This window comes from Ruegeria sp. CDSB086 (genome assembly GCF_059611065.1).
On sequence record NZ_JBXWOV010000005.1, the window covers coordinates 258,032 to 277,848 of the forward strand.

General features: G+C 56.7%; 18 protein-coding genes. 10 read left to right on the forward strand and 8 right to left on the reverse strand.

Translation table 11 applies throughout. The features are described 5' to 3' along the window. Positions 1 to 21: 21 nt before the first annotated feature. From AC2FIO_RS12320 to AC2FIO_RS12345, 6 genes are all read right to left on the reverse strand, one after another. Complete coding sequence (locus AC2FIO_RS12320; RefSeq protein ID WP_496697936.1) at positions 22 to 1,047, reverse strand: trans-3-hydroxy-L-proline dehydratase; 1,026 nt, start codon at positions 1,045 to 1,047, stop codon at positions 22 to 24. A 9-nt stretch (positions 1,048 to 1,056) separates the two neighbouring features. Continuing rightward, on the reverse strand, positions 1,057 to 2,295 hold the full coding sequence (locus tag AC2FIO_RS12325) for an NAD(P)/FAD-dependent oxidoreductase (RefSeq protein ID WP_496697938.1): 1,239 nt from the start codon (positions 2,293 to 2,295) through the stop codon (positions 1,057 to 1,059). After that, positions 2,292 to 3,224, reverse strand: coding sequence for a 4-hydroxyproline epimerase (locus AC2FIO_RS12330; RefSeq protein WP_496697940.1), 933 nt, complete (start codon positions 3,222 to 3,224; stop codon positions 2,292 to 2,294). Before AC2FIO_RS12330 ends, AC2FIO_RS12325 begins: the two co-directional genes overlap by 4 nt. Next, complete coding sequence (locus AC2FIO_RS12335; RefSeq protein ID WP_282119363.1) at positions 3,215 to 4,174, reverse strand: dihydrodipicolinate synthase family protein; 960 nt, start codon at positions 4,172 to 4,174, stop codon at positions 3,215 to 3,217. Before AC2FIO_RS12335 ends, AC2FIO_RS12330 begins: the two co-directional genes overlap by 10 nt. Before the next feature lie 135 nt (positions 4,175 to 4,309). Next, positions 4,310 to 5,368 (reverse strand): ABC transporter ATP-binding protein, encoded by a 1,059-nt coding sequence (locus AC2FIO_RS12340; RefSeq protein ID WP_496697943.1) that lies wholly within the window; start codon positions 5,366 to 5,368, stop codon positions 4,310 to 4,312. Beyond that, positions 5,365 to 6,171, reverse strand: coding sequence for an IclR family transcriptional regulator (locus tag AC2FIO_RS12345; protein WP_496697944.1), 807 nt, complete (start codon positions 6,169 to 6,171; stop codon positions 5,365 to 5,367). The genes AC2FIO_RS12340 and AC2FIO_RS12345 overlap by 4 nt, the downstream gene beginning before the upstream one ends. Positions 6,172 to 6,321: 150 nt before the next feature. Here AC2FIO_RS12345 and AC2FIO_RS12350 point away from each other — a divergent pair, with 150 nt between their 5' ends. The 10 genes from AC2FIO_RS12350 (at position 6,322) to AC2FIO_RS12395 (ending at position 17,587) form a co-directional block, all read left to right on the forward strand. Next, positions 6,322 to 7,581: an ABC transporter substrate-binding protein gene (locus tag AC2FIO_RS12350; RefSeq protein WP_496697946.1), complete on the forward strand. Its 1,260-nt coding sequence runs from the start codon at positions 6,322 to 6,324 to the stop codon at positions 7,579 to 7,581. A gap of 96 nt (positions 7,582 to 7,677) precedes the next feature. Next, positions 7,678 to 8,601, forward strand: a complete 924-nt coding sequence (locus AC2FIO_RS12355; protein ID WP_058271993.1) for a carbohydrate ABC transporter permease — start codon at positions 7,678 to 7,680, stop codon at positions 8,599 to 8,601. 1 nt (position 8,602) lies between these two features. Beyond that, a complete protein-coding gene (locus AC2FIO_RS12360) occupies positions 8,603 to 9,451 on the forward strand; it encodes a carbohydrate ABC transporter permease (protein WP_058271994.1) in 849 nt (282 codons plus the stop codon). A 22-nt stretch (positions 9,452 to 9,473) separates the two neighbouring features. Further along, complete coding sequence (locus AC2FIO_RS12365) at positions 9,474 to 10,814, forward strand: alpha-glucosidase/alpha-galactosidase (protein ID WP_496697949.1); 1,341 nt, start codon at positions 9,474 to 9,476, stop codon at positions 10,812 to 10,814. A 26-nt stretch (positions 10,815 to 10,840) separates the two neighbouring features. Next, the gene (locus tag AC2FIO_RS12370; protein WP_496697951.1) at positions 10,841 to 12,550 is read left to right on the forward strand and encodes an IlvD/Edd family dehydratase; all 1,710 of its coding nucleotides are present in this window, start codon (positions 10,841 to 10,843) and stop codon (positions 12,548 to 12,550) included. Next, the gene (locus AC2FIO_RS12375) at positions 12,550 to 13,317 is read left to right on the forward strand and encodes an SDR family NAD(P)-dependent oxidoreductase (protein WP_496697953.1); all 768 of its coding nucleotides are present in this window, start codon (positions 12,550 to 12,552) and stop codon (positions 13,315 to 13,317) included. Before AC2FIO_RS12370 ends, AC2FIO_RS12375 begins: the two co-directional genes overlap by 1 nt. 4 nt (positions 13,318 to 13,321) lie before the next feature. Continuing rightward, a complete protein-coding gene (locus AC2FIO_RS12380; RefSeq protein WP_496697955.1) occupies positions 13,322 to 14,215 on the forward strand; it encodes a 2-dehydro-3-deoxygalactonokinase in 894 nt (297 codons plus the stop codon). Continuing rightward, positions 14,212 to 14,817 (forward strand): 2-dehydro-3-deoxy-6-phosphogalactonate aldolase, encoded by a 606-nt coding sequence (locus AC2FIO_RS12385; RefSeq protein ID WP_282119356.1) that lies wholly within the window; start codon positions 14,212 to 14,214, stop codon positions 14,815 to 14,817. Before AC2FIO_RS12380 ends, AC2FIO_RS12385 begins: the two co-directional genes overlap by 4 nt. Beyond that, positions 14,814 to 15,674: an SMP-30/gluconolactonase/LRE family protein gene (locus tag AC2FIO_RS12390; protein ID WP_496697957.1), complete on the forward strand. Its 861-nt coding sequence runs from the start codon at positions 14,814 to 14,816 to the stop codon at positions 15,672 to 15,674. Before AC2FIO_RS12385 ends, AC2FIO_RS12390 begins: the two co-directional genes overlap by 4 nt. After that, on the forward strand, positions 15,671 to 17,587 hold the full coding sequence (locus tag AC2FIO_RS12395) for a beta-galactosidase (RefSeq protein WP_496697959.1): 1,917 nt from the start codon (positions 15,671 to 15,673) through the stop codon (positions 17,585 to 17,587). Before AC2FIO_RS12390 ends, AC2FIO_RS12395 begins: the two co-directional genes overlap by 4 nt. A 37-nt stretch (positions 17,588 to 17,624) precedes the next feature. Here the strand turns inward: AC2FIO_RS12395 and AC2FIO_RS12400 are convergent, their stop codons facing one another. Then, on the reverse strand, positions 17,625 to 18,890 hold the full coding sequence (locus AC2FIO_RS12400) for an ABC transporter permease subunit (protein ID WP_282151988.1): 1,266 nt from the start codon (positions 18,888 to 18,890) through the stop codon (positions 17,625 to 17,627). Further along, on the reverse strand, positions 18,887 to 19,807 hold the full coding sequence (locus AC2FIO_RS12405; protein WP_058272003.1) for an ABC transporter permease: 921 nt from the start codon (positions 19,805 to 19,807) through the stop codon (positions 18,887 to 18,889). Before AC2FIO_RS12405 ends, AC2FIO_RS12400 begins: the two co-directional genes overlap by 4 nt. Between the last annotated feature and the right edge of the window lie 10 nt (positions 19,808 to 19,817).

Here is a 19,817-nt window from a genome sequence, read left to right on the forward strand (position 1 = left end):
AAGCGCAATCGCAGAAGTTGATCAAACGCCCCAAGTGTCACTCAACCGATACCCACCCGGCCAAGGGTCGTCTGGATCAAGCATGTGCTGATGGGTTCCGGTGATCCATCCGCGCCCGCTGATTTCTGGAATGATAGCGGGTTGGGCACCAACTTGCGTTTCCCGAACAATTCTCCCGGTAAAGCGCGAGCCAATGATCGAGACGGCCTCGAGGGTTTGCCCAACCGTCATCTGCCCTTTGGCCGCCATTAACGCCATGCGCGCAGATACTGCTGTGCCAGTGGGCGAGCGATCCACCTTCCCGGGCTGGATGGCAACGGCAGATTTACCGCGCCAACCAGTCGGCGTCTTTTCAAGCGGGCCACAAAAAGCGCAAAAGGAAATGTGGGTCCAATCTGGGTTCTCGGGATGCGAGAACCCCAGTTGGGCATTGGCGGCATTCGTAATTGTAACGCCGGTCCGGGCGATTTCACGCGCTTCGTCTTGGGTTATATCAAACCCCAGCTTAGCGGCATCTACAACCACGAAACTGTCGCCTCCAAAAGCCGTATCAACAGTCAGCGTGCCCAAACCCGGAACCTCTAACGGGACAGAGAGCTTACCCGCAAAACTGGGGAGGTTCTGCACGTGGATCCGTTCTGCCTTACCGCCCCGGCATTCAGCGCGCACGCGAACCAGGCCTCCGGGCGCTTCAAGCGTCAGAATTGTCTCGGGTTCTTGCATTGCTATGATCCCGCTATCCAGCAAAACCGTCGCAACACAGATTGAGTTTGAGCCGGACATGGGTGGAGTGTCCTCGGGCTCCATAATGATAAAGGCGGCATCGGCATCCGGATGTTTGGGCGGAACCAGAAGATTGATATGACGAAACACACCGCCTCGCGGTTCGTTCAGTACGAAATTTCGTAACGTTTGATTGTTGGCGATATGCGTCCGTTGCTCCCAGATCGTGTCACCGGGCGGCGGAGAGACCCCGCCAACGATGACGTCGCCAACCTCGCCTTCGGCATGGGCCGACACAACATGAATGGTCTTAGTGCTGCGCATATCCCCTCCTCAAAATCGGGTGGCGGCGTAAGGCGACAATGATATTGGTGGGTCTTGCCCATCGACCAGCGCCCCGACGAGTTCCGCAGTTCCCGCAGATTGGGTCAGGCCCAAATGCCCGTGCCCGAATGCGTAAACGACATCCGCCGATTTACGAGACGGGCCGATCACCGGAATGCCGTCCGGCAACGATGGACGATACCCCATCCATTGCGTGCCACTTTCGGTTTTTAGTCCAGGCAGGAACGCCGCCGCCTTTTCCAACAAAATATCGGCGCGCTTGTAGTTTGGCGGTAAGGTTAACCCGCCCAGTTCGACGGCCCCCCCTACACGCACGCCACCATTTATTTTGCTGGCAACAAAGCCGTGGCGCGAGAATGTTAGGTGCATACGCAAATCAAATGCGCCTTCCGGCAAAGTCGTATTGTATCCACGCTCGGTTTCCAGTGGAATGCGATCGCCCAATGTTTGCACGATGTGATGAGACCAAGCACCTGCGGCAACCACCACCCTGCTCGCTTCGATTGTTCCGTCCGCGCATGCGACCCGCACACCATTTTCCTGCGGTGACAGGGTTCGGATATCTTTCCGTTCAATCCGACCGCCGCGACCCTGAAAGACCTCAGCAAGGTGTTCGACCCATCGTTTTGGATCAACAGTGTTCAGCCAGTTCGGCGTAAATCCGGCATGGGTGAACCGAGGGCTGAGTCCCGGCTGCATCTCGGCAATTGCGGCCGGGCTTTCAAGCAGTTCAAATTCGATCCCGTGTTCGCGCCGCAATTTCCATGTCGGCAAACTGGCGCGATATTCAGCCTCGCTTTCATACAACTGCATCTGCCCATCGCGTTGCAGCAAGTGCTCGCCATCGACGGTAGATATCAGTTGATCAAGCGCAGTTTTGGAAAACGCCATCAAACTGGCTTGTGCACCAAACAAGTTTTCATAGCGGTCCGGTCGGCTGGCGCGCCAAAACCGGTACATCCACGGCGCAATTTTCAAGGCGTAGGCCGGCGGGATAGATAGTGGGCCCAACGGATCCAACAACCACTTCGGTGCTTTGCGCATGATGCCGGGCGTGGCCAGTGGTTCGACCTCAGAAAAGGCAAACGCCCCGGCGTTACCGGCTGATGTTTCAGCCGCGATGCCCTTGCGATCCAAGACAAGCACGGAATGGCCCCGTCGTTGCAGTTCGAGCGCGGTCGTAATCCCAATTACTCCGGCGCCGATGACAACGACTTGTAAGGTCATGTTTCGATCCCGGCTCTGAAAGGATCGTTATCGTTGAACAACAACGTCGCTTCGGCCATGACGAATGCTTGTCCGGTGATCGAGGGGATAACACCCCCGTTTAGCCCGGGCTGGTAGGACAGCCGATAGGAACTGCCAATCACGCTTTGTTGGATGATCTCCTGACTCGGCGCTAAGCGCCCGTCCGCCGCCAGACAGGCCAGTCGGGCCGAGCTGCCCGTTCCGCACGGTGAGCGGTCATAATTGTCATCGGGGCACAGAACGAAATTGCGACTGTAAACTGACGGATCTGGTGAATCATCTTGAAAGATAACGTGGTCAATTGGTTCGCCTTTTTCGCCGCCAACCCCGCGCGTGATCGAAGCCTCTCGGATGGCGACCGTCATATCCGTCAGTTGGCGAATATTGGCAGGCTCGACCGGGATCGGGCTGGGATCAACGATGAAGAACCAGTTGCCGCCATATGCAACGTCGCCTGTGACATGGCCATAGCCCGCGACATCCAGTGTAACGGCCTGATGAATTCTGCGGCTTTCAACGTTGATCACGGTTGCGGTGTTTGCATCGTGCAACTTGACCGTCACCACCCCGGCAGGCGTTTCGATCCGGTGTTGGCCCACGTCGATTCGTCCCAGATGAGCCAATGTGACCGCCAGACCGATGGTTCCGTGCCCACACATGCCCAAAACGGCATCGACATCGAAATAGATCACACCAGTCACGCATGTCGGATCAACCGGCTCGACCAGTAACGCAGCGACCATGGCTGGCTGGCCGCGCGGCTCTAACATGACAGAGCGATAGAACGCCTCATGCTCTGTCGCCAGCCGCTGTGCTCGTTCCGCCAACGGCCCAGAGCCTAGATCGGGCGCGCCATCCAGTATGACACGCGTCGGTTCGCCGCCTGTGTGACTGTCGATCACGTGCATTCAGCGATCACCCCACCCTGTTTCGACCAATCGGCATACCAAATCTGGAACAGATCATATTGCTGTTCGCAATAGTTACGTTGTGCATCCGTCAACTCATCCGTTTCGTTAAAGTGCAATCGGTATTCCTGTTCCCCGTTCAGGACCAACAAGTGCTTGTAATACAGCACCAGATCCGGGCCTTCGTCAAAGCTGGAAAGTACTTGAATCGCCTCGGTCAGTTCCAGTGCGCGCTTGCGGGCCTCAGCATGGCCTTGCGCCGCTTTTTTGGACAAAGCAGCCAGCAACAGCGCTTCGCGCGGCAAGGCTGTGCCAATCCCGGTGATCGACCCGGTTGCGCCGCAGTTTACGAAACCGTGGAAGACCTCGGTATCAACACCCACCATCAGGGTTACCTGATCGTCCTGACTGGTAATGTTCTCGGCCGCATATCGCAGGTCGTCTTTGCCGCCGAATTCCTTGAAGCCAATCAGATTTGAATGTTCTGTGCGCAGAGCAAAGAACAGGTCAGCCCGCGTAGCAAAGCCATAATACGGGCTGTTGTAGATGATCGCCGGAACATCGGGGGCGGCTGACAAAATCGCTTTGAAGTGGTTCCTCTGCGCGGCAGGTGAACTGCCGCGAGACAGAACGCGTGGAATGACCATCAGGCCAACGGCGCCTACCTTTTGTGCATGGGCTGCATGGGCCACGGCGGATTTGGTGTTGATGGCTCCGGTCCCGACCACAACGGGCAAACCCGCGTCGACCAAACGCTCGACACCTTCCATCCGCTGTGCATCGGTCAACAAGGGCCAATCCCCCATCGAGCCGCAGTAGACCACCGCGGACATACCCGCGTCGATCATCTGCTTTCCTTTGTGCACCAACGCATCAAAGTCAGGCGTCCGGTCGGGTTTGCATGGTGTCATCAGAGCGGGCATCGTGCCGGTGAACACATTGGTCGACATTGGTAAATTCCTCGATGGCTGGGCGGTTACACACGCTTTTAGAATCGCCATAACGGATATTGGATACAAAATCCAGAAAAATTGAAAACGCGCCGGATCGATGATCGGGCGCGCTCAAATTACAAAATGGATTTTTCAGCGAAGGCGGTGACCTGTTTCGGGATCGAACAGCATCGCGCGTTCCGGTCGCACTGACAGCCCGATGCGTTCACCCTGTTTGCTGCGCTGATCTTCTCGTTCCTCGACAATCAGCTTATCGCCATTGGGCGTCAGCAGATACGTATAGCTGACACCGCCAAGCGCTTCGGTCAGATCAACCGTGCAAGTATCGCCTGCCCGATCCACTGCGATGTGTTCCGGACGTATGCCAAGGGTCACTTTACTCATCCCTGCCGGTACGTTTACAGGCACATCCAGCGGCTCGCTGAGAGCCGGGTGCGAAACCTTTCCATCGACGATGTCGCAATCAAGGAAATTCATGGCTGGTGACCCGATAAACCCCGCTACAAACCGATTGTCTGGGTCCCGATACAAATCCATCGGCGCGCCGACCTGTTCGATCCGGCCATCGCGCAGCACAACGATCTTGTCGGCCATAGTCATCGCCTCGACCTGATCGTGAGTTACATAAATCATGGTCGCGCCAATTTCATTGTGCAGCCGCGCAATTTCAACCCGCATTTCGACCCGCAATTCAGCATCAAGGTTGGACAAGGGCTCGTCGAACAAAAACACTTCGGGCCCCCGCACGATGGCACGCCCGATGGCGACCCGCTGGCGTTGACCGCCAGACAGGGCTTTGGGTTTGCGCTTAAGGTATTGATCCAACTTGAGGATGTTCGAAGCGTCTTGCACTTTCTTGTTGATCTCGGACTTTTCCACGCCATTCATGCGCAAGCCAAAACCCATATTCTCAGCCACAGTCATGTGTGGATAAAGGGCGTAGGTCTGGAACACCATGGCCACGCCACGCTTGGCCGGGTCCATATGGGTCACTTCGCGGGCACCTATATGGATTTGCCCTTCGGTTGTTTCCTCAAGGCCCGCGATCATCCGCAGCAAAGTGGATTTACCACAGCCCGACGGGCCAACGAAGACACAGAACTCTCCATCTTCGATTTCCAGATCAATGCCGTGAATAACCTGCGTCTCGCCATACCGCTTGATCGCCTGGTTTAGAGTCACACCTGTCATGTTGCTTGCATCCTGTCTGTGTCGGCGCTTGGGCGGGTCTCGGGGAACCGCCAGGCCTGTGCTTCGGCTCCGATTTGTTCGGCCACACGGCGAACACGGGGAACCCAGGTTTCCAATTGGTCGAAATTCATCCGTTCGGTCGATCCGGTCACGGAAATCGCCCCCAACATCCGCCCGCCCGAGGTGAGGATAGGACAGGCAATGCAGATGATGCCGGGCTCATGCTCTTCGTCATCGACGGCATAGCCACGGTTGCGGATCAGGTCGAGATCGGCACGCAACGCCGCCTCCGAGGTCAGTGTCTTGTCGGTAAAGCGGTGGTAGCTTTGCTGAGACACGGCGCGGTCCAGCGCGGCCTCATCCAAAAACGCCATCATGGCCTTACCGACGCCAGTGCAATAGGCCGGGCCGACCTTGCCAGCCTGCGAATACATCTCAATCGGCTGGGCCGCATTGCGTTTATCCACGTACAGCACCTGATTTGAATCAAGCTGTGCCAAATGCACCGTTTCCCCGGTTTCCCGGCTCAATGCATCCAGAAAAGGACGCGCAATTGGCGCGAGCGAGCTTTGTGTCCACGCTGCATGAGCCAGCCGAACCAATCGCAAACCAGGCGTATATGTCTGTCGGTCCGGATCATACGACAGCATTCCCTGATTGGTCAGCGTTTGCAGAAACCGATACAGGGTCGCCTTGGGGAAATTGCTGCTTTCCAACAGCTCTGCGAATCGAACCGGGCGCGCGAATGCAGCCACCTGATCCAGCACATCACATGCTTTTCCTATTGTTCCGTCACCAGCCACGGATGCCTGTTCTCCTCCAATTAACCCATCGCAATCGGCACGAGGGTCTTGACAAGACTAACCGAGTTGATGTGTAGTTTTCAATATATAAAACACAGTTTCACTATTTGGAACTGAAAAAGTATAAAATGGAAGCTAAGGGAGGAAACCATGCATTCCATGTACAAGCGCACTGCCGCCGTTTTGGCAGCCAGTGTCGCACTTGCCGCACCTGTCGCCGCCGAACTGACCGGCGAGCTGCGAATCTTTCTCGATACCTCCAACCCGGCGCCGCGCGCGACGATGGAGGCAATGATCGACCGTTTTGCGGAACAGCATCCGGGACTGGAGATCGAAACAACAGTAATCGACCGCGAGGCGTACAAGACCCAGATCCGCAACTTCCTGACTGCGGATACGCCGGACGTGGCGACGTGGTATGCGGCAAACCGCATGAAGCCCTACGTCGAGGCAGGCCTGTTCGAAGATGTATCGGACTTGTGGGCCGAACCTGAGATCGCCGAAAATCTGGCGTCGACCAAGGGTGCTATGACCATCGACGGCAAGCAGTGGGGTGTACCCTACACCTACTATCAGTGGGGTGTTTACTATCGCAAAGACATCTTTGACGAGCTGGGCCTGACCGAGCCAACGACTTGGGAAGAAGAGCTGGCAAACTGCCAGAAGATCGTCGATTCGGGTCGCGCCTGCTATACGATCGGCACCAAGTTCCTGTGGACTGCTGGCGGTTGGTTCGACTACCTGAACATGCGCACCAACGGGTTTGACTTCCACAACCAACTTGCCAATGGCGAAATCAGCTGGGAAGACGACCGGGTCAAGCAGACCTTCGCCAACTGGAAACAGCTGATCGACATGGGCGCGTTCGTCGACAACCATCAGACGTACAGCTGGCAAGAGGCCCTGCCCTTCATGGTGAACGGCGAAGCCGCCGCTTACCTGATGGGTAACTTTGCAGTTGCGCCGCTGCGCGAAGCGGGACTGACCGACGACCAATTGGACTTCTATCAGTTCGTTTCTATCAACCCGGATGTAGAATTGGCGGAAGATGCGCCAACTGATACTTTCCACATCCCGGCCAACGCATCGAATAAAGAAGCCGCGCGTGAGTTCCTGCGCTTTGCCGTTTCCGCAGACGAGCAAACTCAGATCAACAACGGCGCAAACCTGGGCCAGCTGCCTGTGAACGCTCAATCGTCTGTTGATGAAGACAAGTTCCTGCAGCAAGGATTTGAGATGCTGTCCGCCAACAGCCCCGGTGGCGTCGCCCAGTTCTGGGATCGTGATGCACCTGCGGAAATGGCGAAGGTGTCGATGGAAGGGTTCCAGGAATTCATGGTCAAGCCGGACAATGCTGACCGTATCCTGTCCAAACTGGAACGCGCACGTCAGCGTATCTACGAAAACTAAACCGGTCGGGCCGGGCTTTTGCCCGGCCTGCACCACTTCGTGCGTAAGGCGGGTGCATACCCGGCTTACTCCATTGATCCAAAACCGAGTGAGCGCATGTCAGCCGTCGATGTCCCTGAACAGGAAAGCTGGTTCCACAGAAATCAACAGCGCATAGCGCCGTGGCTATTTTTGGCCCCGGGTCTGCTGTTCTTCATGGTCTATGTGATCATTCCGGTGTTCCAATCCTTCAACTTGTCCTTGTACGAATGGGATGGGCTTGGCGCAGCGGAATATGTGGGTTTTCGCAACTACGAAGACCTGTATTGGGAATTGGCCGATCGCGACGCGTTTTACATATCGCTGAAGAACAACCTGATCTGGTTGATCATGTACCTGCTAGCAATCCCGGCTGGTCTTTTCATTGCTCTGTTCCTGAATCAAACCGTCTGGGGCATTCGGCTCTATAAGTCGCTGTTTTTCTTCCCCTTTGTCATATCTCAGGTCGTCGTCGGACTCGTTTTCACGTGGTTCTATGATCCGACTTTCGGCCTGTTGAACGAATTCCTAGGCTTCTTCGGCTTCGGCCCGCTGAATGTTCTAGGGGATGAGCGTTTCGTCACCTACGGCATCATCTTTGCCGGACTCTGGCCGCAAACAGCCTACTGCATGATCCTGTATCTCACTGGCCTGAACGCTGTGGATCCTGAACAGATCGAGGCCGGACGTCTGGACGGTGCAAAAGGCGGGCGGATGCTGTGGCACATCATCCTGCCTCAACTACGCCCAGCCACCTTCATTGCTTTCGTTGTCACCATCATCGGCGCGCTTCGGTCATTCGACTTGATCTCGATCATGACCCAGGGTGGCCCGTTCGGTTCGTCCCGTGTGCTTGCCTATTACATGTTCGAAGTCGCGCTGTCAGAATACGGCTTCCGCATGGGATATGGCGCCGCCATCGCGGTGATCCTGTTCCTGATCATGCTGTGCTTCATCGCCTATTTCCTGTGGTCGATGTACCGCGAAGAAAGGGGGCATTAAGATGTTTCCCAAACCCATCGAAAAACAACCCCGCGGGGCTCAGATCACCTACCAGGCGATGCTGCCCCTGGCACTGCTGCTGTGGCTCGGCCCCCTGTTGGCGGTAGCGCTGTTCTCGGTCAAGCCAGCAGCCGACTTTACCAACGCAAACTACTGGGGGATGCCGTCCAGCTTTGAGGGTGCCTACAACTATGGGCAGGTATTCTTCAACTCGGACATGCCACGCTATTTGCTGAACTCGTTCATGATCACCATTCCAACAGTGATCGGTGCCGTTGCGCTTAGTTGCATGACCGGGTTTGCACTGGGGATCTATAAATTCCGCTCAAACATCTGGATCTTTTTCATGTTTGTTGCGGGCAACTTCGTCCCGTTCCAGATTCTAATGGTTCCGGTGCGCGACCTGACGTTGGAGTTGGGTCTCTACAACACCAAAACCGGCCTCGTCTTGTTCCACATTGCTTTCCAAACAGGCTTTTGCACGTTGTTCATGCGCAACTTTATCCGCGCCCTGCCCTTCGAACTGATCGAGGCGGCTCGCGTTGAAGGCATCAGTGAATGGCGCATTTTCTGGTACGTGGTCCTACCGCTGATGAAACCGGCGATCGCGGCCCTCAGTGTGTTGATTTTCACCTTCATCTGGAACGACTACTTCTGGGCTGTTGTCCTGACACAGGGTGCGGAAAGCCAACCCGTGACAGCAGGTATAACCAGTTTTAATGCCCAATTTCGGGCGGCCTATCAACTAATGAGTGCCGGTTCCATCGTCGCGGCTCTGCCGCCGGTGGCCATGTTCTTCCTCATGCAGAAACACTTCATCGCAGGTTTGACCCTCGGTGCCGTAAAATAACGTCAAACCAAAGGTTTGCCACATGACCAAGATCACCTTTATCGGGGCAGGCTCCACGATCTTCATGCAGAATATCGTGGGCGACGCCCTGCTGACACCTGCACTGGCCGACAGCCATTTTGCGCTGATGGACATCGATCCCGTGCGCCTTGCCGAAAGCGAGGCCGTCGCCAGGGCGATGATCCGCTCTGTCGGAACAGGGGCATCTGTCTCTACGCATACCGATCGGCGCGCCGCGCTTGAAGGCGCCGATTTCGTCATCACCGCCTTCCAGGTCGGCGGCTACAAACCCTGCACGGTGACGGATTTCGAGATCCCCAAACAATACGGCCTGCGCCAGACCATCGCTGACACCCTGGGCGTCGGCGGCATCATGCGAGGCCTGCGCACGGTTCCTGTGTTGTGGGACGTTGCACAAGACATGATGCAGCTCTGCCCAAACGCAACGCTGCTGCAATACGTGAACCCGATGGCGATCAACACATGGGCGCTGGCAGAACGTTTCCCGGCGCTGAAACATGTCGGCCTGTGTCACTCTGTCCAAAACACCGTTGAAGAACTTGCTCACGATCTGGACCTGCCCAAGGACGAGTTCCGCTACAAGGTGGCAGGCGTTAACCACGTGGCCTTTTTCCTGAGGCTGGAACACGAAGGGCGCGACCTCTACCCGGCGTTGCGGCAAGGGTATGCCGGCGGGCAAATTCCCAAACCACCGCTTTTGATGCCACGATGCCCCAACAAGGTGCGGTATGAGGTGATGGAACATCTGGGCTATTTCTGCACGGAAAGTTCAGAACACTTGGCGGAGTACGTTCCATGGTTCATCAAAGATGGCCGCCAGGACCTGATTGAGCAGTTCGGCATCCCGCTGGATGAATACCCAACCCGCTGCGAAGAACAGATCGCCAGTTGGAAAGAACAGGCCAAAACCCTGACCGACGGGCGTGATATTGAAGTGATCCGAAGCCATGAATTCGCCGCTGACCTGATGAATGCGATCGTGACGGATACGCCCTACGTGGCGTATGGGAACCTGCCCAATACTGGACAGATCCCTCAACTCCCCCTTGGCGCGGCTGTCGAAACACCTTGCCTTGTCGACACTAACGGTGTCCAACCTTCGGTCGTCACCGACATTCCACCGCAGCTGATCGCGTTAATGCGCAGCCAGATCAACGTGCAGGAACTGACTGTGCGGGCATTGGTTGAGCAGAACCCCGAGTACATTTACCACGCCGCTATGATGGACCCGCATACGGCCGCTGAACTGGACCTGCGTCAGATCCGCAGCTTGGTTAGTGACCTGTTGGTGGCACATGCCGATTGGTTGCCAGATTGGTGCAAACCCGCCAAGGCGGCCTGATCCCAATTTTAGAAGGCTGAAAAACAATGACAAAAAAACGCCGCTCTCAGCATTGGTATGGCAAGCTGGACAAGGATGGCTTTATCCACAGATCTTGGATGAAGAACCAAGGCTTTCCCGATCACGCCTTCGATGGTCGTCCGATCATTGGCATCTGCAACACCTGGTCGGAACTGACCCCCTGCAACTCGGGCCTGCGGGATCTGGCCGAAGGCGTCAAACGTGGCGTGTGGGAGGCCGGAGGATTTCCGGTCGAATTCCCGGTGATGTCACTGGGTGAAACCCAGATGAAGCCAACTGCCATGCTGTTCCGCAACCTGCTGGCAATGGATGTCGAGGAATCTATTCGCGCCTATGGCATCGACGGCGTGGTGTTGCTGGGTGGGTGTGACAAGACCACGCCGGGGCAACTGATGGGGGCCGCTTCGGTCGATCTGCCCTCGATCGTAGTCAGCTCTGGCCCGATGTTGAACGGGAAGTACCAGGGAAAAGACATTGGTTCGGGCACGGATGTTTGGAAATTCTCAGAAGCTGTACGCGCTGGTGAGATGACACTGAAGGACTTCATGAACGCCGAATCCGGTATGTCACGCAGCGCCGGGGTCTGCATGACCATGGGCACCGCCTCGACCATGGCGTCGCTGGTCGAAGCGATGGGCATGTCCCTCCCGACCAACGCCGCCCTACCCGCAGTTGATGCCCGCCGGATGGCTCTAGCGCACCTGACCGGCAAACGGATTGTCGAGATGGTCGATGAAGACCTTAAACCTTCGGACATCCTGACCAAGGAAGCGTTCGAAAATGCCATTCTGGCCAATGCAGCCGTTGGCGGCTCGACCAATGCAGTGGTGCATTTACTCGCGCTGGCGGGCCGCGTGGGCGTAGACTTGACGCTAAAAGACTTTGAAATCGGGTCGGAAATCCCGCTGCTGGTGAACTGTATGCCCTCCGGGAAATACCTGATGGAGGATTTCTGCTATTCGGGCGGTGTGCCCGTGGTTCTGAACGAGTTGAAACCCTTCCTGCGCCCTGCAAAAACCGTTCTGAACAAAGATATCTCGGCGCATTTTGAAGGGGCAGAATGCTTTAACCCCGACGTCATCCGCCCCTTCGACGATCCGGTGAAACCCGCCGCGGGATTGCGCGTGCTGCGCGGGAACCTCGCGCCCAACGGGGCCATTGTAAAACCCTCGGCCGCGACGGATGCACTACTGGAAACAGAAGCCGAAGCCTACGTTTTTGAGAGCATCGAGGACTTGAAAGCCAATATTGACCGGGATGATCTACCAGTAACGTCTGAAACCATTCTGGTCCTGAAGGGCTGCGGCCCAAAGGGCTATCCCGGCATGCCCGAGGTCGGCAACATGCCGATCCCGGCCAAACTGGTGAAGGAAGGCGTCCGCGACATGATCCGCATATCCGACGCCCGCATGTCCGGTACCGCATATGGCACGGTGATCCTGCACGTCAGTCCCGAGGCGCAAGCCGGAGGCACCTTGGCCCTTGTCAAAACCGGGGATCGTATCCGCGTGTCTGCCAGCAAGGGCGAATTGGAACTGCTGGTCGATGAAAAGGAACTGGAATCCCGCCGCACCGCGTGGCAACCGGAAGATCCGCACTACACACGCGGTTACGCGAAACTCTATATCGACCACGTGCTGCAAGCCGATCAGGGCGCGGACCTAGACTTCCTCGTCGGCAAAGACACCCGCCTTGTGACCAGAGAGAGCCACTGATGGACCATCCAGCCACTTTTCACGATCTAAACGGCGCCTCGGTCTATATTACCGGCGGCGGCTCAGGTGTAGGGGCCGCACTGACAGACGGTTTTTTGGCCCAGGGCGCAAACGTTGCCTTTATCGGCCGCTCGGACGCCAGCGCATTCGTTGAGGAAATGCGAGACAAACATGGCCGCGCGCCGCTGTTCATGCAGGGCGACATGACGGATACCGAATTGCTGCACGCCACTATGCAAAAGGCTGCCGAGGCACATGGACCTTTGGATGTGTTGGTCAACAACGCCGCTAACGACAAGCGTCACTCGCTTGAGGAAACCACCGCCGAGTTCTGGGACTGGATGATTGAGGTGAACCTCAAGGCCTACTACTTCGCCTGTCAGGAGGCTGCGCGCCAAATGACTGGCAAAGGGGGGTCAATCGTCAACTTCAGCTCGATCAGCTACATGATGGGGAATGCGGGGTACCCTATCTATACGACGTCGAATGCCGGGATTACCGGAATGACGCGATCTTTGGCACGCGAATTGGGGCCGCAAAAAATTCGTATCAATGCGCTGGCTCCCGGATGGGTTTTGACGCAAAAGCAACTTGATATGTGGGCCACACCGGATGACCTAGCAGCGCATTTGAAGCGCCAGTGCCTGAAAGAACACCTGACGCCCGAAGACATGATCGCACCGACATTGTTCCTGGCCTCGGATGCCAGCCGCGCGATGACCGGACAGTGCATGGCCGTCGATGGCGGCGTTGTAGTAACGGGGTAAGGCCATGAATGCAGAGTGGATAGCCGTCGACTGGGGAACATCCCAACTGCGGGCCTGGGCCATGCAGGGCGACACCGTACTGGCGCAATCCCAGTCTGATCGGGGAATGGCCCGGCTGAGCAGAGATGCGTTTCAATCTGCCTTGCTTGACCTGATCGCCGACTGGCTGGGTCCTGAACCTGTCGACGTTGTGGCCTGCGGTATGGTCGGTGCACGGCAAGGTTGGGTTGAAGCACCCTACTCGGCCGTCCCGTCAGCGCCGCTGCCGGATGCGCCTATACGGGTACCCGGTACAGATGCCCGGATACGCGCATTCGTGGTGCCTGGTCTCAAACAGAACGCACCGCCAGACGTTATGCGCGGCGAGGAAACTCAAATATCTGGCTTTCTGGCATCCCGCCCGAACTGGGACGGGGTTCTCTGCCTCCCCGGGACGCATTCAAAATGGGTTCAGATCAGCGCAGGAGAAGTAGTGAGCTTTCGAACGTTCATGACAGGTGAGATGTTTGAACTGCTCTCCGAGCAATCAGTGCTGAAGCATTCGGTCGGTGACGGCTGGGACGCCGACGCCTTCGCAGAAGCTACGGCAGACGCGTTGTCCAAACCCGAACAATTGGCCGCGCGCCTGTTCGGACTGCGAGCGGCGGATTTGTTGCACAATCAGGACAAGGGGACAGCCCGAGCCAAGTTATCCGGGCTTTTGATCGGGGCCGAGTTGGGCGCAACACGCCCCTACTGGTTGGGGCAGCAGCTGGCAATCATCGGCGCTGAAGGGATATCCCAAATCTACGCACGTGCGCTGCAACTGCAGGGCGCTTTCGTGGACACAGCTAACGCAACTCAATGCACATTGGCAGGTCTGGCACAGGCCCGCAAACTAACGAGGCAAACCGCATGAGCCGCCCCATCATCGCCATTTTGCGTGGCTTGCAACCGGCAGAAGCCGTCAATGTAGGCCATGCTCTGATCGAATCTGGTATCGACAAGATCGAGGTGCCGTTGAATTCGCCTGACCCGCTGAACAGCATTGAATCGTTGGCCAGCTCATTCGGCGATCAAGCATTGATCGGCGCTGGTACGGTTCTGACCCCCGAGCAGGTAGAGGCCGTTTCGCAAGTTGGCGGAAAGCTGATCGTTTCCCCGAATTATGACGCCGAGGTCATTGTGCGTTCTGTCGCGCTTAACATGCAAAGCTGGCCGGGCGTCTATACCCCGACCGAGGCGTTTGCTGCGCTTAAGGCTGGCGCGACGGGATTGAAATTGTTCCCGGGTGTCACCGCCGGACCAAGTGGTTTGGCCGCACTGCGACCTGTATTGCCATCGGGTACTTTGGTCTATGCCGTTGGTGGCGCTGGACCTGAGAACTTCGCCGAATGGATCAAGGCTGGAGCAGACGGGTTTGGCATCGGATCGGCCCTGTTCAAACCGGGGATGTCCGTCGCGGAAATTGCCGGTCAGGCCGAGCGGATCGTCGCTGCCTATGACGAGGCGGCTGGATGAGCTTTGTTTTTGATGATCGCCCTTGTGAGCTTGGCGAAGGACCCCTGTGGCATCCTGAACGCAAGCAACTGTTCTGGTTCGACATCATCAACAAAAGATTGATGACGCAGACCGGGGTTGAGCAACACAGCTGGCAGTTTTCGGAACATGTCTCAGCAGCAGGTTGGGTTGACCGGGATACAATAGTGATGGCCTCGGAAACCGGTCTGTGGCGGTTTGGTTTGAACAGTGGTCAAAAAGACCTGATCGTCTCGCTTGAGGCGAACAACCCGGTCACCCGCTCCAATGACGGGCGCGCAGACCCGTGGGGCGGGTTCTGGATTGGGACGATGGGTAAAAACGCCGAACAAGAGGCGGGCGCGATCTATCGGTACTGGCAGGGCGAACTACGCCTGCTTGTGCCCGAGGTCACAATCTCGAACGCGATCTGTTTTTCCTCAGACAGGTCCTGCGTCTATTACACAGATACAGTCACACAACAGGTTAGGCGCTGCTCGCTGGAGCCTGAGACGGGGTGGCCCGAAGGCAATAGCACGGTGTTTCTCGATTTTCGCGCTGATGACCTTTTTCCCGATGGCGCTGTGGTCGACGCAGAAGGCAATATCTGGATCGCCCAATGGGGGGCAAACCGTGTCGCTTGCTATGACCCGAACGGGCGGTTTCGGCATGCCGTTTCGTTTCAGGCCGCACATACATCTTGTCCCGCCTTTGGCGGCGACGATCTGACAACGCTGTTTTGCACCACTGCCCGTCAGGGGTTGGACGCAGACACTGTTGAAACACAACCAACCAATGGCATGACCTTTGGCGCATTGGACGCGGGCACAGGCCAGGCAGAACACAGAGTCCTTCTATGAAACCAGAACTTGGTGTTTGCTATTACCCGGAACATTGGCCCGAGGCCATGTGGGCCGAAGACGCGGCTCGAATGGTTGAAACTGGCATAAGCTGGGTCCGGATCGGTGAGTTTGCCTGGAGCCGAATGGAGCCGGTTCCTGGCGATCTGCAGTTGGATTGGCTGGACCGTGCAATCGAAACGCTTGGGGCGGCTGGGCTCAAGGTTGTGCTGGGGACGCCCACTGCGACGCCTCCGCGGTGGATGCTTGAGAAACACCCAGACATGCTGGCAGTGGATGTTCTGGGGAATACACGAAAATTCGGCTCACGCAGGCATTATTGTTTTAGCCACCCGGGTTATGTCCAGGAATCCGTCCGCATTGCCCGGATCATGGGCGAGCGCTATGGACGAAACCCGCATATTGCGGCATGGCAAATCGACAATGAATATGGCTGTCACGATACGACCGTCAGCTACGGCCTCGCCGCTCTGCATGCCTTTCGGCATTGGCTAAAGGATCAATACGGCAACATTGACGCACTAAACGAGGCATGGGGCAACATATTCTGGGCGATGGAGTATCGTGATTTCGACCAGATTGATCTGCCCAATATGACAGTGACCGAACCCAACCCGGCACACGTTCTGGCGTTCCGGCGTTTCAGTTCGGATCAAGTCGTTGCGTACAACAAAGCCCAGGCAGATGTACTGCGCGCATTGACCGATGCGCCTTTGTTGCACAACTACATGGGCCGAGTGCTGGATTTCGACCATTTCAAGGTTGGCGAAGATTTGGACATCGCCACATGGGACAGCTATCCAATCGGCTTCCTCTCTGACCGGCTCGAGGCGGATGAAGCGCACAAAACCGCCTTTCTTCAGCAGGGCGACCCGGACATGCAGGCATTTCACCATGACCTGTATCGCGCGGTCGGCCGTGGGCGTTGGTGGGTGATGGAGCAGCAACCCGGCCCGGTGAATTGGGCGCCATACAATCCGGCGCCACTACCCGGAATGGTTAAGCTTTGGTCGCTTGAGGCAGTGGCGCACGGCGCCGAGGTTGTCAGCTATTTCCGCTGGCGGCAGGCGCCGTTTGCGCAAGAGCAAATGCATGCGGGGCTGCTGACACCCAACAACCACCCTGCCCCGGCCCTGACCGAGGCAAAGCAGACTTCGGACGCGTTGTCAGAAATAGGCAACGTTGTGCAGACACAGGCCCAGGTGGCCATCCTGTTCGACTACGCCTCGGATTGGGCTTGGTCGACACAGCCTCAGGGCGCTGGATTTGACTATTTCCGTCTGGTTTTCTCGGCGTATCGCGCCTTGCGGCGGGCGGGCTTGTCTGTGGACTTCGTGTCCTCAACCAACATTCCGCGTGTTGGCTACAAGTTCATCCTTGCTCCGGGGATAGCCACCGTGAGCGACAATTTGGAACGTCAATTGGTGGAGGCCTGTGATCTGCTCATCATGGGTCCACGCAGCGGGGCGATCACACATGATTTCCAGATTCCCCGGGCACGACCCGGTCTGAACGGTCTGAAATGCGACGTCAATTTGGTCGAGACACTGCCGCCTAACATCCGCCGTGGCGTTGAAGGCGGCGGAGCGGTGCAACATTGGATCGACAGGGTTTCGGGGGCTGCCCCCAATTTGCTGACATTTGCAGATGGCACCCCTGCGCTTTTGGGTGAAAATCGTCTTTGGTATCTGGCAGGTTTCCCGGATGACACATTGTGGGACCGGGTCGTTGAAATGGCCGCGCGCAAAACCGAGGTGACCCTATATCCGATGCCCAAAGGGTTGCGCCGTCGCGAGACGGCCACGCATGTTTTCCTAATAAACTACAATGCGCAACCGGTCGCATGGAACGGTGACGTCGTTGACGCCTGTGACGTTGCTGTCACGCAGAAAGATGCGCCCGAAGAGGAATAACCTCTCCGGACGCACGTTTAGGATTTAACTTCGAAACCTACTGGTCAGTCTGCAGGCTGTTGGGATCGAACACGCCCCCGAAGCCACCGTTGTTTGAAGGCGGAGTTTCAGTATCTGAACTCTCCTCCTCGGCGTCCCCACCAAGAGTATTAGGCGCGAAGACATTGCCAAAACCACTGTTGTTGGATGGTTTCGGTGTGGATTGCTGCGCACCACCTTGTTCGGCTTCTTCGGCCTCACGTTTCTTACGCTGTTCTTCGCGCTGCTTGCGCAGCTCTTGAATGCGTTGTTCCGCTTCCAGGCGTTTCTGCTCTTTCACATTGGCGATGCATTGGCCGGGGTTGTAGGCCGTTGCGGTGCCAACGACAGTGATCGTCGCAACCGCAAACACAACCAGCAGGACAGCCGCCATGTTGCCAGCAAAGAAGCTGGGCAGCTTAATCTTGCCGGCCAGCTCCTCAACTGTGGCGCTCTTGCGGGCTGCGGCCACCAGTTCCTGACGCTTCAGCTTGGCTTCGTTCAACAAGGCAAAGAACACTGTCAACGCCACGATGATGAAGGCCAGAGCCGAAATGGCGGGTGTAATGCCGTAGCGCACCTTTTGGGCCAGTTCGATCGTAAGCGTCGGGTATTCACCAAAGGTGAAAGTGGTCGTGTTGTAGTTCTCGAACGAAGCGAGGAACGCCAGCACAGCAGCCGACGCGATCGCGGGACGCATGAAGGGCAACAGGATCTTGCGGAAAGCCTGAGCATGCGTTGCACCAAGGTCCAACGCCGCTTCGGTCAATGCCACATCGTAACGCTGCAGGCGCGCCACCAGAACCAACATGCAATAGCTTGCAATAAAGGTGGATTGGCCGATTACCGTCAGGAAGATACCGTTAGACAGGAAGCTATCTGCACCCAGTCCCAGCATCCGGTTGATCCGATCCCAGAACACCAAAGTCGAGATGCCAAGAACAACACCCGGGATCAGGATCGGAGCGATTATGATCGTATAGTAGGTCGCCCGCAACTTAGGCCAGATCTGGGTCAGCATCAGCGCACCGGCCAGACCCATCGCCACCGACAGAATAACCGTTCCGGCACCAATGATCAGCGAGTTCTTGATGCCGTTCAGGATACGCTGATCCTGAAACAGCTCGCCGAACCACTGGAAGGTCAGACACTCCCACGGCGTCATGCGCGGGAAGGCCGACGAATTGAAGGCCGTGACCGACATGATTACCAGTGGGCCCAGCAGGTACAGGAAGAAGATGACCAGATAGACCCAGATGCTTACACGAAGGAAGGAATTATTCATTTCCCGATATCCCCCATGTTCACCTTGAACAGGCGCATCATCGCCAGCACGAACAGGATACAGGTCACCAGAAGAACGATGGCGTAAGCCGCACCTTGCGGCCAGTCATTGTTGTCATTGAATTGCTGGTAAATCAGCTGCGTGAACCACAGGCTGGACGGTCCGCCTAGGATTTGCGGCGCGGCCAGCGCACCGGCACTTAGCATGAACACCATGGTACAGCCCGAGCTGATGCCCGGTTTGGCGTAAGGAATGACCACACGCCAGTGGATCCGCCACCATGGCGCACCTAGATCGCGCGCAGCCTCGATCTGGTTTTTGTCCAGACTTTCGATCACGTTGTACATCGGGAAGATCATCAGCAGGATGTAAGCGTAACCCAGACCGGCATAGAGCGCGATGTCATTGCGAATAAAGTCAAATGGCGTATCCCAGATGCCCAGCCCCACGAACAGGGTATTCAAAACACCGGTCTCACCAAAGATTATCCGCAGGGCAAAGGCTCGCAAAATCTCGTTGATCCAGTATGGGATGATCAGCATGATCGCGAAGATGCGAATGTGGTTGCCTTTGGACTGACCCAGATAATAGGCAATCGGATAGCAGAGGATCAGGTTGAAGATCGTCACACAGACCGCGGCCAGCAGCGTGCGGAAAAAGACCCTCAGGTCGACTGCATTATAGGACTGACTACCGCCTTCAGGGCCATAGATCAGGTATTTGTAGTTCTCCAGCGTATAGACGTCCTTGGGTCCGCCAATCTCGGGCGGTGGCAGGTTCGGACGGAAGGAAAAATCCAGCATCGACAGCTGGGGCAGAATGATCAGGCCAATGGTCCAGAACAGGACAAGACCCAATATTGCGGCGCCCATGCCGATGCCGTTTCGGTTAAAGAATTCTTTCAGGAAGCCTGGCATAGTCGGCCCC

What these genes read in the sequence shown, in the direction of transcription:
- AC2FIO_RS12405 (WP_058272003.1), bottom strand. Translation starts at nt 19,807, where the DNA reads ATGCCAGGCTTCCTGAAAGAATTCTTTAACCGAAACGGCATCGGCATG.
- AC2FIO_RS12320 (WP_496697936.1), bottom strand. Translation starts at nt 1,047, where the DNA reads ATGCGCAGCACTAAGACCATTCATGTTGTGTCGGCCCATGCCGAAGGC.
- AC2FIO_RS12330 (WP_496697940.1), bottom strand. Translation starts at nt 3,224, where the DNA reads ATGCACGTGATCGACAGTCACACAGGCGGCGAACCGACGCGTGTCATA.
- AC2FIO_RS12390 (WP_496697957.1), top strand. Translation starts at nt 14,814, where the DNA reads ATGAGCTTTGTTTTTGATGATCGCCCTTGTGAGCTTGGCGAAGGACCC.
- AC2FIO_RS12395 (WP_496697959.1), top strand. Translation starts at nt 15,671, where the DNA reads ATGAAACCAGAACTTGGTGTTTGCTATTACCCGGAACATTGGCCCGAG.
- AC2FIO_RS12365 (WP_496697949.1), top strand. Translation starts at nt 9,474, where the DNA reads ATGACCAAGATCACCTTTATCGGGGCAGGCTCCACGATCTTCATGCAG.
- AC2FIO_RS12385 (WP_282119356.1), top strand. Translation starts at nt 14,212, where the DNA reads ATGAGCCGCCCCATCATCGCCATTTTGCGTGGCTTGCAACCGGCAGAA.
- AC2FIO_RS12350 (WP_496697946.1), top strand. Translation starts at nt 6,322, where the DNA reads ATGCATTCCATGTACAAGCGCACTGCCGCCGTTTTGGCAGCCAGTGTC.
- AC2FIO_RS12355 (WP_058271993.1), top strand. Translation starts at nt 7,678, where the DNA reads ATGTCAGCCGTCGATGTCCCTGAACAGGAAAGCTGGTTCCACAGAAAT.
- AC2FIO_RS12335 (WP_282119363.1), bottom strand. Translation starts at nt 4,174, where the DNA reads ATGTCGACCAATGTGTTCACCGGCACGATGCCCGCTCTGATGACACCA.
- AC2FIO_RS12370 (WP_496697951.1), top strand. Translation starts at nt 10,841, where the DNA reads ATGACAAAAAAACGCCGCTCTCAGCATTGGTATGGCAAGCTGGACAAG.
- AC2FIO_RS12325 (WP_496697938.1), bottom strand. Translation starts at nt 2,295, where the DNA reads ATGACCTTACAAGTCGTTGTCATCGGCGCCGGAGTAATTGGGATTACG.
- AC2FIO_RS12380 (WP_496697955.1), top strand. Translation starts at nt 13,322, where the DNA reads ATGAATGCAGAGTGGATAGCCGTCGACTGGGGAACATCCCAACTGCGG.
- AC2FIO_RS12360 (WP_058271994.1), top strand. Translation starts at nt 8,603, where the DNA reads ATGTTTCCCAAACCCATCGAAAAACAACCCCGCGGGGCTCAGATCACC.
- AC2FIO_RS12340 (WP_496697943.1), bottom strand. Translation starts at nt 5,368, where the DNA reads ATGACAGGTGTGACTCTAAACCAGGCGATCAAGCGGTATGGCGAGACG.
- AC2FIO_RS12400 (WP_282151988.1), bottom strand. Translation starts at nt 18,890, where the DNA reads ATGAATAATTCCTTCCTTCGTGTAAGCATCTGGGTCTATCTGGTCATC.
- AC2FIO_RS12375 (WP_496697953.1), top strand. Translation starts at nt 12,550, where the DNA reads ATGGACCATCCAGCCACTTTTCACGATCTAAACGGCGCCTCGGTCTAT.